The following is a 15,237-nucleotide window of genomic DNA, read 5'->3' as shown; positions in this document are numbered from 1 at the left end:
TGCGGGATCGCTCCTCACCGTTGGCGTCATGGAACGTCGATGTGCGGGGCGGGCGGGACATCGGGACCGCCGCCGCCGACAGCACGCCAACCTCGGACCCGACAATTTCTGTCGCAGCTAACGATCGCCTTATTCACCACTAAAGCTATTCGGGCGGACCGGGCGGCAACGGTCCCGATCGGCACGCTTCGGCCACCGGCCGGACCGGTCCGGGCACGACGGCCGGCCCGCCGGCGACGGGGCCGGCGGGCGCGCAGGTCGGGTCGGTCAGGCGGCCAGCTCCCGGGCGATGCTCATCACGTACCGGCCGTAGTTGGAGTTCGCCATCGTCGCGCCGAGCGCGTGGCAGGCCTCGGCGTCGATGAAGCCCATCCGCAGGGCGATCTCCTCCAGGCAGGCGATCCGGACGCCCTGGCGCTCCTCCAGCGTGCGCACGTACTGGCCGGCCTGCAGCAGCGCCTCCGGGGTGCCGGTGTCCAGCCAGGCGAAACCGCGCCCGAGGTCGACCAGCCGGGCCCGGCCCCGGCTCAGGTAGACGTTGTTGACGTCGGTGATCTCCAGCTCGCCCCGGCCCGAGGGGCGCAGGTTCTTGGCGATGTCCACCGCGTCGCGGTCGTAGAAGTACAGGCCGGTGATGGCCCGGTTGGAGCGGGGCTGGCTGGGCTTCTCGTCGATCGCGACCAGCCGGCCCTCGGCGTCGGTCACCCCGATGCCGTACCGCTGCGGGTCGTTGACCCGGTAGCCGAACAGGGTGCAGCCGGACAGCTGCCGCGACTCGCGGTGCAGCAGCTGGGAGAAGGCGTTGCCGTGGAAGATGTTGTCGCCCAGGATCAGGGCGCAGTCGTCGCCGTCGATGTGGCCGGCCCCGATGAGCAGCGCCTCGGCGATGCCGCGGGGCTGGGGCTGCTCGGCGTACGTGATGTGCATGCCCCACTGCGCGCCGTCGTGCAGCAGGGTCCGGAACATCGGCAGGTCCGCCGGGCGGGCGATCACCAGCACCTCCCGGATGCCGGCGAACATCAGCACCGACAGCGGGTAGTAGATCATCGGCTTGTCGCCGACCGGGAGCAACTGCTTGGAGACCGGGATGGTGATCGGGTGCAGCCGGGTCCCGGAGCCGCCGGCCAGGATGATCCCCTTCACGACGGTGTCCGGTGTTCGGCGGGAACAGCAAACCGCATGGCATCCCCCGGGGCGCTCGGGCCAGGTATGTTCACCCGGACCCTACCGACGAAAACGGTACGCGCAACCCCGCGCGACAATGGGCGGGGCGATTGTTTGGAGCCTCTTTAGGGCTGCCTTGTAATTGCTTCAGAGAATCGCCGGGAAATGTCACCGAATCGATTCTTCCGGGGCGTGGAAAGCGTAGCGGCCGGTAGGATGCGGGGCATGACGAGGATGCTGGTCACCGGCGGCGCCGGCTTCATCGGGGCGAACTTCGTCCACTACACCGTGCGGCACTATCCCGAGTACCGGATCCGGGTCCTCGACGCGCTGACCTACGCCGGCAACCGCGCCAGCCTGGCGCCGGTCGACGACCGGGTGGCGTTCGTGCCCGGCGACATCTGCGACGCGGCCCTGGTGGACTCACTGGTCGCCGACGCCGACGTGGTGGTGCACTTCGCCGCCGAGTCGCACGTGGACAACTCGCTGCGCGACCCGGAGCCGTTCGTCCGGACCAACCTGATCGGCACCTTCACCCTGCTGGAGGCGGTACGCCGGCACGGCGTCCGGTTTCACCACATCTCCACCGACGAGGTCTTCGGTGACCTGCCGCTGGACGCGACCGGGAAGTTCACCGAGCAGACCGCCTACGACCCGTCCAGCCCGTACTCCGCCACCAAGGCCGGCTCGGACCTGCTGGTGCGCGCCTGGGTGCGCTCGTACGGGGTGGCGGCCACGCTGTCCAACTGCGCCAACAACTACGGCCCGTTCCAGCACGTGGAGAAGTTCATCCCCCGTCAGGTCACCAACGTGCTGACCGGCGAGCGACCGAAGCTGTACGGCACGGGTGTCAACGTCCGCGAGTGGACGCACGTGGACGACCACAACGCGGCCGTGCACCTGATCCTGCGGCAGGGCCGGATCGGCGAGACGTACCTGATCGGCTCCGGCGACGAGCGCAGCAACCGCGAGATCGTCGAGCTGATCCTCGCCCTCATGGACCGGCCCACCGACGGGTACGACCACGTGCCGGACCGGCCCGGCCACGACCTGCGCTACGCCAACGACTCCACCAGGCTGCGCACCGAACTGGGCTGGCGGCCGCGGTTCGACTCCTTCCGGGACGGGCTCGCGGCCACCATCGACTGGTACCGGGCCAACGAGTGGTGGTGGAAGCCGCAGAAGCAGGCGACCGAGGAGAGCTACCGGCGCCTCGGCCGCTGACGCTCTCGCACGCCCGCCGAGCCGGCGGACGTCCCCACGGCGTCACGGTGAGCGGACTTCGCCTCGGCGGCCGGTGACGGGCGGTTGACGCGACCTCGGACAGGGTCGCAGCACGAGTCCCGCCCCGGCCGTCCGAGGAGACTTCATGATCAGGACGATGCTCCGGCTCCGTGTGCGTGCGGGGTGCGAACCCGCCGTGACGGCCGCCTGGCGGGCGCACGCCGGGCAGCTCGCGGCGGCGGCCGGCAGCCTGCGCCAGGAACTGCTGCACGACGCCACCGATCCGCGGACGTTCGTCCTGATCACCGAGTGGACCGACGAGGCGGCCGGGCGCCGGTACGCCCGGGGGCCGCTGGCGGCCGCGCTCGCCGACACGGTCCGCCCGCTCTGCGTGGCGTACCCGACCGACGGCCCCCGGCTGATGACCGACCGGCCGGGCGCCGCGACGCCGATCTTCGTCGACGTCGAGCTGACCGTGCCGGCCGAGCGCCGCGCCGAGTTCGACCGCGGCTACGTCGAGGTCCTCGCCCGGGTGGCGGCGGTCCCCGGCTACCTGCGGGAGGACCTGCTGCGCGAGCCCGGGACCGACGTGCACCACATCTTCGCCGAGTGGCGCAGCGCGGCGGAGTTCCACCGCTGGATCGGCGACCCGGCGCACGCCTCCCAGGAGGCCGGGCCGATCGCCCCGTTCCTGCTCGACATCCGCCGCCGGCTCTTCCACCCGGTGGCCGAGCCGGCAGAGCACCGACAACCGCGTACGGGCAGGGAGGCCGACGTGCACAGGACAACGGACGTACTCGTGGTCGGGGCGGGACCCACCGGGTTGACCGCCGCCGTCGAGTTGGCCCGGCGGGGCGTGGACTGCCGGGTGATCGACAAGCTGGACACCCCGGCCGGGCAGGCCGACAAGGCGATCGGCGTGCACTGCCGCACCATGGAACTCTGGGAGGAGCAGGGCATCGTCCGGGAGGCGATGGACACCGGCATCTGGCTGACCGGCAACATGGTCTTCGTCAACGGCCGGGAGACGCACCGGATGAGCTGGGAGCTGCCCGGCCTGCCCTACGCCCACCTCGGCCTGCCCCAGTACGAGACCGAGCGCCTGCTCACCCAGCGCCTGGCCACCCTGGGCGTACGCCCGCAGCGCGGCGCCGAGCTGGTCGGGTTCGACCAGGACGGCGACGGGGTCACCGCCACCGTGACGACCGCCGACGGCGGCACCGAGACCGTCCGGGCGAAGTACCTGGTGGGCTGCGACGGCGCGCACAGCCGGGTCCGGGAACTGCTCGGGTTGACCTTCACCGGCGGGCTGGGCCGCTTCCCGCAGCTGTTCATGCTCGGCGACGTGGACGTCGACTGGGACATGCCGGACGGCCACCTGCTGCGGTTCCTGCACGAGACCGACGGGCGGATGGACGGCATGCTGGTCTGCGTCCCGCTGCGCGGCGAGCGCCGGTACCGGATCGCCACCCTCGCGCCGCCCCGGTTCTTCGCCCAGACCGGCGGGCAGGACGCCCCGCCCGGGTTCAGCGAGGAACTCGCCGCGCCGACCCTGGCCGACGTCCAGGCCGCCCTGGACCACCTCGCCCCGCCCGGCACCCGGGCCTCGAACCTGCGCTGGTCGTCGGTCTTCCGGATCAGCCACGGCATCGTCGACCGGTACCGCGACGGCCGGGTCTTCGTGGCCGGCGACGCGGCCCACCTGCATCCGCCGGCCGGCGGGCAGGGCATGAACACCGGCATCCAGGACGCCTGGAACCTGGCCTGGAAGCTGGCGCTGGCCGCGCGCGGGCTCGCCGCCCCCGGCCTGCTGGACAGCTACGAGACCGAGCGGCGGCCGGAGGGCGAGGAGATCGTCGGGCGCGCGGTCCGGATGGCGTTCACCGACGAGCTGGACCGCGCCGACCTGGAACGCCAGTTCCGTCAGGAGATGTCCCTGCTGCTCAGCTACGCCGGCAGCCCGCTGGTCGGCGAGTCGGTCGCCGACCCCGACGCGCTGCGCGCCGGCCCCGGACCGGGCGACCGCGCCCCCGACGTGGCCGGCCTGGACCGGCCGGGCGTCGGGCACCCGCTGCGGTTGCGCGACCTCACCCGCGGCACCCGGCACACCCTGCTGGTGTACGCCGACGCCACGGCCGACGAGGCGGCGCTGGCCGCCGCGGCGCAGCTCTGCGCCGACGTCCGCCGGCAGGCCGGCGGGGAGCTCGACGCGTACCTGCTGCGCAGCCCGGACGCCGCGCCGTCGCGGCTGCTCGCGCCGCCGGTCGTGGTGGACGGCGGGAACGCCTTCCGGGACACCTACGGCGTCACCGGCAGCGCGCTGTACCTGATCCGCCCGGACGGGCACATCGGCTACCGCAGCCAGCCGATCGACGGCGACGGGCTGCGCAAGCACCTGCACCTGACCTTCGGCGGCGCCCGATGAGCCGGGTCCGGACCGTGCTGGCGATGCGTACCCGGGAGGGCTGCGAGCAACGGTTCGAGGCCGAGTGGCTCTCCGCCGCGGAGGAGATCAGCGCGCTGGACGGCTGCCTGCACCAGGACCTGGTCCGCGACGCCGACGACCCGCGCAGCTACCTGATCATCAGCGACTGGGCGGACCGGGAGCGGTTGGACGCGTTCGGCCGCAGCGAACACCGGGACCGGCTGCTGCGGATCATCCGCGACCTGCGCGAGTCCGCCCAGCGGCACACCTACCAGGTGCTGCACAGCGTCAGCAGCGTGCGGGAGGGAGCCCGATGACCCAGGACCCGGTGCCCGCGGCGCGGCTCTACACCGACGAGTTCGCCGCCGACCCCTACCCGAGCTTCGCCCGGCTGCGGGCCGACCGGCCGGTCTGCCCGGTGAGCGGCCGGTTCGACCAGTACCTGATCACCCGGTTCGAGGACGCGCGGACCGCGCTGACCGACCCGCGGCTGTCCAAGGACCTGTACGGGCCCGGCCAGCACTACCTGCGGATCTTCGGCCCGAACTCGGCCGGGCTGAACCAGAACATGCTCAACTCCGACCCGCCCGAGCACACCCGGCTGCGCCGGGTGGTGTCGCAGGCGTTCTCGCCGCGCCGGATCGAGGCGCTGCGCCCGCGCGTCGCCGAGATCGTCGACCACCTGATCGACAAGCTGATGCCGCAGGGCCAGGCCGAGCTGATGCACGACTTCGCGATCCCGCTGCCGATGACGGTGATCTGCGAGCTGCTCGGGGTGCCGCCGGCCGACCACGGCCGGGTGCTCGACTGGACCCAGGTGATCCGCACCTCCGGGTCGGCGCGCCGACCGCCGGAGGAGGAGCGCGCGGCGGTGCAGGAGGCCCAGTCGCGGCTGCACCGCTACCTGGCCGACCTGGTGCGGGCCAAGCGCGCCGACCGGGCCGACGACATCATCGGCGCGCTGATCGCCGCCTGCGACCGGGACCGTACGCTCACCGAGGCGGAACTGGTCACCACCACGTTCCTGCTGCTCTTCGCCGGGCACCAGACCACCGCCGACTTCCTCGGCAACGCGGTGCTGGCCCTGCTGACCCATCCGGAGCAACTGGAACTGCTGCGCGCCAGCCCGCAGCTGCTGCCGTCGGCGATCGAGGAACTGCTCCGCTTCGACGGCCCGCTGCCGGTGGCCAGCCCGCGGATCGCCACCGAGGACCTGGCGTACCGGGACGTGACCATTCCGCGCGGCGCGGTCGTCGGTGTGGTGCTCAACGCGGCGAACCACGACCCCGCGCACTTCGTCGACCCGGACCGGCTGGACCTGCGCCGGGTGCGCGGGCCGCACCTCGGCTTCGGCCACGGCGTCCACTACTGCCTCGGCGTCTCGCTGGCCCGGATGGAGGCGCAGCTGGGCCTCGGCGCGCTGCTGCGCCGGCTGCCCGGGCTGCGGCTGGCCGTGCCGGTGGCGGAGGTACGCCGGCTGCCGGCCGGGTCACCGTTCCGCGGCCTGCTCGAACTGCCCGTCACCTTCGCCGCCTGACCCTCGACACCCGTTCGTCACAACCCCACCAAGGAGCAGTCATGGTCTTCCGGAACGTGATCGTCTGCCACATGGTCCCCGGCAGCGAGGGCACCGTCGGCGACGTCTTCGGTTACTACGACCGGACCACCCGGCCCCAGGACCTGGGCGTCATCGGGCGGATCCTGCTGTCCCACCACGACCTCTACCTGCACGTCATCGAGCGCGAGCAGGACCCCAAGGTGTCCGGGCAGACCCGTGGCCTGCCCGCGTTCCAGAAGATCGCCGAGGCCATCGGCCCGTACGTGACCCCGTACCCGAGGTACTGGAAGAACCCGTCGGACTCGGTGGCCAAGGAGTTCTACCGCTGGGCGGCGGAGGACGCGGCGGCGCCCGTCGACACCACGTTGACCGTCGTCGTGCAGCGGATCAAGCCGGGCGCCGAGCCGGACGTGGCCCGGATCTTCGCCGAGTCCGACGCCGGGCCGCTCCCGGCCGAACTGGGCGTCGCGGCGCGCTTCCTCTACTCGATCGACGACGTGTTCGTGCACCTGATCGAGCAGGACGCCGCGATCGCCGAGCGGCTGCGGGACCGGCACGAACAGAAGCCGGCCTTCGGGAAGCTGATGACCGAACTCGCCCCGTACGTCGAGCCGTACCGGCCGGAGAGCTGGCACGGCCCGCAGGACTCGGTCGCCGCGCCGTTCTACCGCTGGCGTGCCGAGGACTGACCGGCCACCCGGCCCCGCCGCCTCGGGTCCGGGCCGGCCCCGGCGGCTGCTCAGCGTCGCCGGGGCCGGGGCGAGCCGGGGTGCGGCACGGCGGGGTCGCCGGGCGCCGTGGGCTGCGCTCCGATCGGCGCCGCGGTCAGCAGCGAGCGCCAGCGGCGGCGGCGGTCGAGCACCTCGACGGCGCCGAGCAGGCAGCGGTCGATGCGCCGTAGCCGGTCGTGTTCGGCCGCCGGATCGTCGAGCAGGGTGCGCACCCGGCGGCGCAGCGTGCCCAGGCAGGCCGGCGCGTCGTCCCGGCGGCACCAGTCGAGGAAGTCCGCGTAGGACAGGCAGCCGGGCCCGTCGGTCGCGGGTGGGGTGAGCCGCTCGCCCAGCTCGGTCTGCTCGAAGCGGAGGAACTGGAAGCCCGGGTGCCCGTTGGCGAAGGCCTTCGTCAGCGACTCGAACACGAGGTACACGCGCGGATGGTCGTGCTGCGCCATCTGCTGTCGGAGGATCTCCTGCCAGGCGAAGACCCGGGCCACCAGGTAGGCGGTGCTGTCGACGAAGTAGTCGGGCTCGTCGATGGCCTGGGCGTAGCGGTGGCCGTGCGCGCCGGTCGACGCGATCGCCGCCAGCCGGTCGTGCAGCTCGGCCAGCGCCCGGACGGCCGGGGCGCGGACGCCGGCCAGTTGCCGCTGCAGCTCCAGCTGCTGGGCGCGGCGGGCGGTGAGCCAGGCCGGGATCCAGTGCTCGCCGACGAACTTGACGACGCCCGCGGCGACCAGACCGCCGAGCACCGCCGCCGAGAAGGTCCCGCCCACCCGAGAACCATAAGCACGGCGAGGCCAGCCGGACGGGACCGACGTGCCGAAGGCACCGGAAAGCTGCCCGGGTGCCGGCCCCTACTCGTCGCCGACGGTCTCGCTCTCCCCGTCGTGTTCGAAGCGGACCGGCAGGTGCTCGTCGGGCTGCGGCGCCTCGGCCATCGTGTGGTGCGGGTCGCCGTCGGGGGAGTACAGCACGTCGTCGGTCTTCCTGGTCTTCTCCTGGTCCTCTTCGGGCTCCGTCACGTCCCCTCCTCGTCGGGCCGTCGGCGACCGCCCCGTCGTCCGGGGGCGCTTCCTGTCCCGGTGCCCAGCCTAGGTGGGGCGTACCCGGGTCGCAGGCGGTTGCGGGTGCGGGCCCGGACCGGGGTCGGGCGAAACCGCCCGGACGCGCCGGGGATGCGCCATGGTGGTGCTGTGGCCGGCCCGGGCGTGGAGGTCATCCGCGGCCGGGCGGTCGACGGCCGGTGGTGCGGGGGTGCGGGGTGCCGACGAGGGAGATCATCGAGAAGGTCGGCGCGCTGCTCGATCTGGCCGGGGTGCTGGTCATCGCGGCCGGCGTCACCCTCGCCACGGTGGTGTTCCTGGCCCGCTCGTGGCGCGACCGGCGGCTGGCCGACAGCTACCGTCCCTACCGGGAGGACGTCGGCAAGGCCATCCTGCTGGGGCTGGAGTTCCTGGTCGGCGGCGACATCATCCGTACCGTGGCGGTCTCGCCCACCTTCACCAGCGTGGGCGTGCTGGGTCTGATCGTGCTGGTCCGGACGTTCCTGAGCTTCTCCCTGGAGGTGGAGCTCGACGGCCGCTGGCCGTGGCAGGCCAGGCAGCCGGTGACGGGCCGGAGCGTCGGCGCCGCACCCCGCTGAGGGGTCAGATGTTGGCCGAGTCGGCGGGCACGCCGCGGGGCAGCGCGGGCGCGCCCGTCGGCCGCTCGCCGGCCGCGCAGCTCAACCCCAGGGTGTACGCGGTCATCGACAGCGAACCGTAGGCGTACCCGTCGACCAGCACCTCGGGGCGGCTCCCGTCCGCACCGGCCAGGCCGGCCAGGTAGAGCAGCGGGATGAAGTGGTCGGGGGTCGGCACGGCCAACTGGTAGTCGCGGTGGGCGTCGAGCCGGGCCGCCTCGGTCGGCGCGTCCCGGACGATCTCCCGGGCCGCGTCGTCGAAGCGGCGGGCCCAGTCGAAGCCGTCGTCGGGCAGGCGCCGGTCCACCCCGCCGAGGTTGTGCACCACGTTGCCGCTGGCCACCACGAGCACGCCGCGCTCGCGCAGCGGCGCGAGCCGGGCGCCGAGGTCCAGGTGGTAGTCCAGCGGCTTGAACGCGTTGATGCTCAACTGCACCACCGGGATGTCGGCGGCGGGGAACGCGTGGGTGAGCACCGACCAGGTGCCGTGGTCGATGCCCCACGAGTCCAGGTCGGCGCCGACCCAGGTGGGGTGCACCACGTCGCTGATCTCCTCGGCCAGCTCGGGCAGCCCGGGCGCGGGATAGCTGACGTCGAACAACTGCTGCGGGAAGCCGTAGAAGTCGTGGATGGTGCGGGGCCGGGGCATCGCGGTGACCGCGGTGGCGCCGATGTACCAGTGCGCGGAGACCACCAGGATCGCCCGGGGCCGGGGCGCCGCCCGGCCGAACTCCCGCCACGCGGCGGTGTACCGGTTGACCTCCAGGGCGTTCATCGGGTTGCCGTGGCCGAAGAACGCGGCCGGCATCGTCGTCCGCGTCGTCTGCTCGCTCATCCCGCTCCCGCCGCCGGCCGTGTCCCCGAGGCTAGCCCCGTCCGGCCGCCGCTGTCCGGTCGACGGTCGTCGGCGACGGCCTGCGCCGGCCCCGGTGGTCCCGTCCGCCGGTTGCCCCGGTTTGTGCCGCTCGCACACGAAAGGATGCCCTCGGATGGGGCGAGGGTCACCGTGACAGATACCCCCACGGGGTATATGGTCGTGGCGGAGGTGGAGTTCGATGGAACACGAACACCGGCACCACGGCGCGGCGCCCGCACCTGGCCCGCACGCCGACGACGGTGACCACGGCGACGGCGGCCCCGGAGGCGACGTTGGTCCCGGCGCGCACCGCGGCGAGCACGACAAGCGCGGCGGTGAGCACGACAAGCACGGCGGGCACGGCGATGGGCACGACAAGCACGGCGGGCACGGCGATGGGCACGACAAGCACGCCGGGCACGATCCGGAACAGTTCCGCCGGAAGTTCTGGCTGAGCCTGGCCCTGACCGTGCCGATCGTGCTCACCAGCCACATGGTGATGGACTGGTTCGGCTACCGGCTCGACCTGCCCGGCGTGCGCTGGGTCGGCCCGGTGCTCGGCTCGGTCGTCTTCTGGTACGGCGGCTGGCCGTTCCTGGTCGGCGGCGTCCGCGAGCTGCGGGACCGGGCGCCCGGGATGATGCTGCTGATCTCGATGGCGATCACCGTCGCGTACGCCGCCTCGGCCGCGACCAGCCTGGGCTGGTTCGACCTGGACTTCTGGTGGGAGCTGGCGGCGCTGGTCACCATCATGCTGCTCGGCCACTGGCAGGAGATGAAGGCGATCGGGCAGGCCCAGGGGGCGCTCGCCGCGCTGGCCGCGCTGCTGCCCGACGACGCCGAACGCCTCGACGAGGCCGGGCGGCCGCACCCGGTCTCCGTCGCCGACCTGCGCGTCGGTGACCTGGTGCTGGTCCGCACCGGCGGCCGGGTCCCAGCCGACGGGCGGATCGAGGAGGGCGCCGCCGAACTGGACGAGTCCATGATCACGGGGGAGTCCCGGCCGGTGCCGCGCGCCGTCGGGGACCGGGTGGTCGCCGGCACCGTGGCCACCGACTCCGCCCTGCGGGTCCGGGTCGACGCCGTCGGGGAGGACACCGCGCTGGCCGGCATCGGCCGGCTCGTCGCCCAGGCGCAGGCCTCCGGCGGGCGCGCCCAGGTGCTCGCCGACCGGTTCGCCGCGCTGCTGTTCTACGTCGCCGCGCTCGCCGGGCTGGCCACCTTCGTGGCCTGGCGCGTGCTGGGCGACACCGACCAGGCCGTGGTCCGCACCGTGACCGTCCTGGTGATCGCCTGCCCGCACGCCCTCGGGCTGGCCATCCCGCTGGTCGTGGCGCTCTCCACCGCGCTCTCCGCCCGTGCCGGCATCCTGGTCAAGGACCGGCTGGCGCTGGAGCGGATGCGTACCGTCGACGCGGTCCTGTTCGACAAGACCGGCACCCTCACCAGGGGCCGGCACACCCTCACCGGGGTGGCCGCCGCCGGCGGCCTCACCGAGGACGACGCCCTGCGGATCGCCGCCGCGGTCGAGGCGGACAGCGAACACCCGCTCGCCCGCGCCCTGGTCGCCGCCGCGCAGGACCGCGGCCTGCGGGCCGCGGCGCGCGACTTCCGGTCGCTGCCCGGCCGCGGCGTCCGCGCGGTCGTCGACGGTACCCAGTGGGCGGTCGGCGGTCCGGCCCTGCTGCGGGAACTGGGCGTCGACGTGCCGGCGGAGCTGACCCGCAGCGCGGCGGGCTGGTCGAAGCGGGGCGCGGGGGTGCTGCACCTGGTCCGCTCGCCGGAACCGGGCGCCGCGCGGGTGCTCGGGGCGTTCGCCCTCGAGGACGAGGTGCGCCCGGAGGCCCGCGCGGCGATCGCCGAGCTGCGCGCCCAGGGCATCCGGAAGATCGTGATGATCACCGGGGACGCCCGGCCGGTCGCCGAGGCGGTCGCCGCCGACCTGGGCTTCCGCCCCGGGGTGGACGAGGTCTTCGCCGAGGTGCTCCCCGCCGACAAGGACGCGGCGGTGCGCGAACTCCAGTCCCGGGGACTCACCGTGGCGATGGTCGGCGACGGGGTCAACGACGCCCCGGCCCTGGCCCGCGCCGACGTGGGGCTGGCCATCGGCGCCGGCACCGACGTGGCGATCGAGTCGGCCGGAGTGGTGCTGGCCAGCGACGACCCGCGCGGCGTGACCGGCGTGATCCGGCTGTCCCGGGCGTCGTACCGGAAGATGCGGCAGAACCTGGCCTGGGCCGCCGGCTACAACGTGCTGGCCATCCCGCTCGCCGCGGGGGTGCTGGCCTGGGCGGGCGTCGCGCTCAGCCCGGCCGTCGGCGCGGTGCTGATGTCGGCCTCCACCATCGTGGTGGCGGTCAACGCGCAGCTTCTCCGCCGGGTCCGCCTCACCCCGTCGGAGGACTGACCGCGAGTGCGGCGAGTATGGCGGGCCAGGCCTCGCTGTTGCGAGGCCCGGCCGCACTTCCCTCTGGCATCTGCGTAACGCTAGGGTGGCCGGGTGACGGTGTTCCGGATCGGCGAGGCCGCCGAACTGCTCGGCGTCAGCGCGGACACCGTCCGCCGCTGGATCGACGCCGGCCGGCTGACCGCCGGCCGCGACGAGCACGGCCACCGGGTCGTCGACGGCGTCGACCTGGCCGCCTTCGTCCGCGCCCCCGGGCACCCGGAGCTGTCGTCGGCCCGCAACCGGCTGCGCGGCATCGTCACCGCCGTCGTCAAGGACACCGTGATGGCCCAGGTCGACATCCAGGCCGGGCCGTTCCGGATCGTCTCGCTGATGAGCCGCGAGGCGGTCGACGACCTCGACCTCCAGGTCGGTTCCGTCGCCGTCGCCGTGATCAAGTCGACCACCGTCGTGGTGGAACGCGCCCCCGCGCCGAAGGGAAGGACCAACCCGTGACCGTACGGTGGATCCGGGCCGCCCTCGCCGCGACGGCCGCGCTCGCCCTGGGCCTGGCCGGCTGCGGCGGCGCCGGCGAGCCGGCCGCCGGGGACGCGGGCGGCCGGGTGACCGTGTTCGCCGCGGCCTCGCTCACCGAGTCCTTCACGAGGCTGGGCCGGGACTTCGAGGCCGCGCACCCCGGCACCACGGTGACCGTCAACTTCGCCGGCAGCTCCGCGCTGGCCACCCAGATCACCCAGGGCGCGCCGGCCGACGTCTTCGTCGCCGCCTCCCCGGCCACCATGAGGACCGTCACCGACGCGGGCGACGCCGCCGGCGAGCCGGTCGTCCTGGTCCGCAACCAGCTGGTCATCGCCGTGCCGGCGGGCAACCCGGGCCGGGTGGCCGGCCTCGCCGACCTGGCCGGCCCGGGAGTCAAGATCGCGCTCTGTGCCGAGCAGGTCCCCTGCGGGGCGGCGGCGCAGGCCGTGCTCGGCGCGGCCGGCGTCCGGCTCACCCCGGCCACCCTGGAACGGGACGTCAAGGGCGCGCTCGCCAAGGTCCGGCTCGGCGAGGCCGACGCCGCCCTGGTCTACCGCACCGACGCCCGCTCCGCCGCCGGCGACGTCGACGCCGTCGAGTTCCCCGAGTCCGCGCGGGCGGTCAACGACTACCCGGTCGTGGTGCTGAAGCACGCCGGCAACCCGGACGGCGCCCAGGCGTTCGTCGACCACGTCCGCTCCGCCGCCGGCCTGGCCGTGCTCACCGCCGCCGGGTTCCAGGCGCCGCAGGGCCGGTGAGCCGTCGCCGCCAGCGGGTGCCGCTGGCCCTGCTGCTCCCCGCCGGCCTCGGGCTGCTCTTCCTCGTCCTGCCGCTGGTCGGGCTGCTGGCCCGCGCGCCGTGGACCAGCCTGCCCCGGCGGCTGGCCGAGCCGGGCGTACGCACCGCGCTGCGGCTGTCGCTGGAGACCGCGACCGCCGCCACGGTGCTCTGCGTCGTGCTCGGCGTACCCCTGGCATGGCTGCTGGCCCGGGTCGAGTTCCCCGGCCGGCGGCTGGTCCGCGCCCTGATCACCGTGCCGCTGGTGCTGCCACCGGTGGTCGGTGGGGTGGCGCTGCTGCTGGTCTTCGGCCGGCGCGGGCTGCTCGGCTCCTGGCTGGACGCCACCTTCGGGGTCACCCTGCCGTTCACCACCGCCGGGGTGGTGCTCGCCGAGGCGTTCGTCGCCATGCCCTTCCTGGTCATCGCCGTCGAGGGCGCGCTGCGCGGCGCCGACCGCCGGTACGAGGAGGCGGCGGCGACCCTCGGCGCCGGCCGCTGGACCACCTTCACCCGGGTCACGCTGCCGCTGGTCGCCCCCGGCGTGGCGGCCGGCGCGGTGCTCTGCTGGGCGCGGGCGCTCGGCGAGTTCGGCGCGACCATCACCTTCGCCGGCAACTATCCGGGCCGCACCCAGACCATGCCGCTCGCCGTCTACCTGGCCCTGGAGACCGACCTCCAGGCGGCCATCGTGCTCAGCCTGATCCTGCTCACCGTCTCCGTGGCCATCCTCGCCGGGCTGCGCGACCGCTGGCTCGGCACCACGTGACCGCCCCGTCGCCGCTGCTCGACGCGCACCTGGTCGCCGACCGGGGCGCCTTCCACCTCGACGTCCGGCTGCGGATCGCCGCCGGCGAGGTGGTCGCCCTGCTCGGGCCGAACGGCGCCGGCAAGACCACCGCGCTGCGCGCCCTCGCCGGGCTGCACCCGCTCAGCGCCGGCCACCTCACCCTCGGCGGCACCGACCTGGACCACCCCGAGCGGCGGCGGTGGGTTCCGCCCGAGCGGCGGCCGGTGGGCGTGGTCTTCCAGGACTACCTGCTCTTCCCGCACCTCAGCGCGCTGGACAACGTGGCGTTCGGGCCCCGCCGGCGGGGCGCCGACCGGCGAGCCGCCCGGGCCCGGGCCCAGGCGTGGCTGGACCGGGTGGGGCTGGGCGGGCAGGCCCGGGACCGGCCGCGCCAGCTCTCCGGCGGGCAGGCCCAGCGGGTCGCCCTGGCCCGGGCCCTCGCCGTGGAGCCCACCCTGCTGCTGCTCGACGAGCCGCTGGCCGCGCTCGACGCCCGCACCCGGCTGGACACCCGCGCCGAACTCCAGCGCCACCTCGGCGCGCACGCCGGCGCCACCCTGCTGGTCACCCACGACCCGCTCGACGCGCTGGTGCTCGCCGACCGGCTGGTCATCGTCGAACAGGGGCGGGTCGTGCAGGAGGGCGACGCGGCGACCGTCACCGCCCGGCCGCGCACCGACTACGTGGCCCGGCTGGTCGGGCTGAACCTGCACCGGGGCCGCGCCGACGGGCGCTCGGTCACCGTCGGCGGGCTCACCCTCACCGCGGCGGACAGCGTGCACGGGGACGCCTTCGTCGCCTTCCCGCCGGCCGCCGTGGCGCTGCACCCCGGTCGCCCCGACGGCAGCCCGCGCAACGTCTGGCCGGCCACGGTGACCGGCGTGCAGCGGCACGGCGACAACCTCCGCGTCCAACTCGCCGGCCCGGTCGCGGTGGCCGCCGACGTCACCCCCGCCGCGGCCGCCCAGTTGCGGCTGCGCCCCGGGCAGCGGGTCTGGGCGGCGGTGAAGGCGGCCGAGACCCGGGCCTACCCGGCGTGACGCAGGTCGCTGGACGCTCGTTGGTAGGTGAGGAAGGTTTGACTCTGCCCCACCTGGTCAGTGAACAGGGGAGCGAC

15 protein-coding genes are annotated in these 15,237 nt (G+C 74.3%); 11 read left to right on the top strand and 4 right to left on the bottom strand.

Annotated features, from left to right (window positions below):
• Positions 1-267: 267 nt before the first annotated feature.
• Positions 268-1,143 (bottom strand): glucose-1-phosphate thymidylyltransferase RfbA, encoded by an 876-nt coding sequence (gene rfbA / locus ACIBPB_RS05500; protein WP_357326498.1) that lies wholly within the window; start codon positions 1,141-1,143, stop codon positions 268-270.
• A 255-nt stretch (positions 1,144-1,398) separates the two neighbouring features.
• Between rfbA and rfbB the strand changes: the two genes are divergently transcribed.
• From rfbB to ACIBPB_RS05475, 5 genes are all read left to right on the top strand, one after another.
• Positions 1,399-2,388: a dTDP-glucose 4,6-dehydratase gene (rfbB, locus tag ACIBPB_RS05495; protein WP_396838827.1), complete on the top strand. Its 990-nt coding sequence runs from the start codon at positions 1,399-1,401 to the stop codon at positions 2,386-2,388.
• Between the two features lie 145 nt (positions 2,389-2,533).
• On the top strand, positions 2,534-4,813 hold the full coding sequence (locus ACIBPB_RS05490; RefSeq protein WP_396838356.1) for an FAD-dependent oxidoreductase: 2,280 nt from the start codon (positions 2,534-2,536) through the stop codon (positions 4,811-4,813).
• On the top strand, positions 4,810-5,130 hold the full coding sequence (locus tag ACIBPB_RS05485) for a putative quinol monooxygenase (protein WP_396838355.1): 321 nt from the start codon (positions 4,810-4,812) through the stop codon (positions 5,128-5,130). The genes ACIBPB_RS05490 and ACIBPB_RS05485 overlap by 4 nt, the downstream gene beginning before the upstream one ends.
• On the top strand, positions 5,127-6,350 hold the full coding sequence (locus ACIBPB_RS05480; RefSeq protein WP_396838354.1) for a cytochrome P450: 1,224 nt from the start codon (positions 5,127-5,129) through the stop codon (positions 6,348-6,350). The genes ACIBPB_RS05485 and ACIBPB_RS05480 overlap by 4 nt, the downstream gene beginning before the upstream one ends.
• Positions 6,351-6,391: 41 nt before the next feature.
• Positions 6,392-7,060 (top strand): TcmI family type II polyketide cyclase, encoded by a 669-nt coding sequence (locus tag ACIBPB_RS05475; RefSeq protein WP_396838353.1) that lies wholly within the window; start codon positions 6,392-6,394, stop codon positions 7,058-7,060.
• A 50-nt stretch (positions 7,061-7,110) separates the two neighbouring features.
• Here ACIBPB_RS05475 and ACIBPB_RS05470 read toward each other — a convergent pair whose 3' ends face one another.
• Together ACIBPB_RS05470 and ACIBPB_RS05465 are read right to left on the bottom strand one after the other, a co-directional pair.
• The gene (locus ACIBPB_RS05470) at positions 7,111-7,863 is read right to left on the bottom strand and encodes a hypothetical protein (RefSeq protein ID WP_396838352.1); all 753 of its coding nucleotides are present in this window, start codon (positions 7,861-7,863) and stop codon (positions 7,111-7,113) included.
• 81 nt (positions 7,864-7,944) lie between these two features.
• Entirely contained in the window at positions 7,945-8,112 is a 168-nt protein-coding gene (locus tag ACIBPB_RS05465) for a hypothetical protein (RefSeq protein ID WP_197087838.1), read from the bottom strand.
• Between the two features lie 239 nt (positions 8,113-8,351).
• On the opposite strand from ACIBPB_RS05465, the gene ACIBPB_RS05460 reads away from it, so the two are divergent.
• Positions 8,352-8,732, top strand: coding sequence for a DUF1622 domain-containing protein (locus tag ACIBPB_RS05460; protein WP_396838351.1), 381 nt, complete (start codon positions 8,352-8,354; stop codon positions 8,730-8,732).
• Positions 8,733-8,736: 4 nt separating this feature from the next.
• Here the strand turns inward: ACIBPB_RS05460 and ygiD are convergent, their stop codons facing one another.
• A complete protein-coding gene (ygiD, locus tag ACIBPB_RS05455) occupies positions 8,737-9,606 on the bottom strand; it encodes a 4,5-DOPA dioxygenase extradiol (protein WP_396838350.1) in 870 nt (289 codons plus the stop codon).
• A 220-nt stretch (positions 9,607-9,826) separates the two neighbouring features.
• Between ygiD and ACIBPB_RS05450 the strand changes: the two genes are divergently transcribed.
• The 5 genes from ACIBPB_RS05450 (at position 9,827) to ACIBPB_RS05430 (ending at position 15,160) form a co-directional block, all read left to right on the top strand.
• The gene (locus ACIBPB_RS05450; protein ID WP_396838349.1) at positions 9,827-12,034 is read left to right on the top strand and encodes a heavy metal translocating P-type ATPase; all 2,208 of its coding nucleotides are present in this window, start codon (positions 9,827-9,829) and stop codon (positions 12,032-12,034) included.
• Between the two features lie 93 nt (positions 12,035-12,127).
• A complete protein-coding gene (locus tag ACIBPB_RS05445; RefSeq protein ID WP_357326527.1) occupies positions 12,128-12,529 on the top strand; it encodes a TOBE domain-containing protein in 402 nt (133 codons plus the stop codon).
• Between the two features lie 11 nt (positions 12,530-12,540).
• On the top strand, positions 12,541-13,311 hold the full coding sequence (modA, locus tag ACIBPB_RS05440) for a molybdate ABC transporter substrate-binding protein (protein WP_396838825.1): 771 nt from the start codon (positions 12,541-12,543) through the stop codon (positions 13,309-13,311).
• On the top strand, positions 13,308-14,099 hold the full coding sequence (locus ACIBPB_RS05435) for an ABC transporter permease (RefSeq protein WP_396838348.1): 792 nt from the start codon (positions 13,308-13,310) through the stop codon (positions 14,097-14,099). The genes modA and ACIBPB_RS05435 overlap by 4 nt, the downstream gene beginning before the upstream one ends.
• Positions 14,081-15,160: an ABC transporter ATP-binding protein gene (locus ACIBPB_RS05430; protein WP_396838823.1), complete on the top strand. Its 1,080-nt coding sequence runs from the start codon at positions 14,081-14,083 to the stop codon at positions 15,158-15,160. Before ACIBPB_RS05435 ends, ACIBPB_RS05430 begins: the two co-directional genes overlap by 19 nt.
• Positions 15,161-15,237 lie beyond the last annotated feature (77 nt).

It is taken from the genome of Micromonospora sp. NPDC049836, from assembly GCF_044465125.1.
Lineage (GTDB): Bacteria > Actinomycetota > Actinomycetes > Mycobacteriales > Micromonosporaceae > Micromonospora.
The sequence above is the reverse complement of the archived record's forward strand: the minus strand, read 5'-3'. Positions and strand labels throughout refer to the sequence as shown.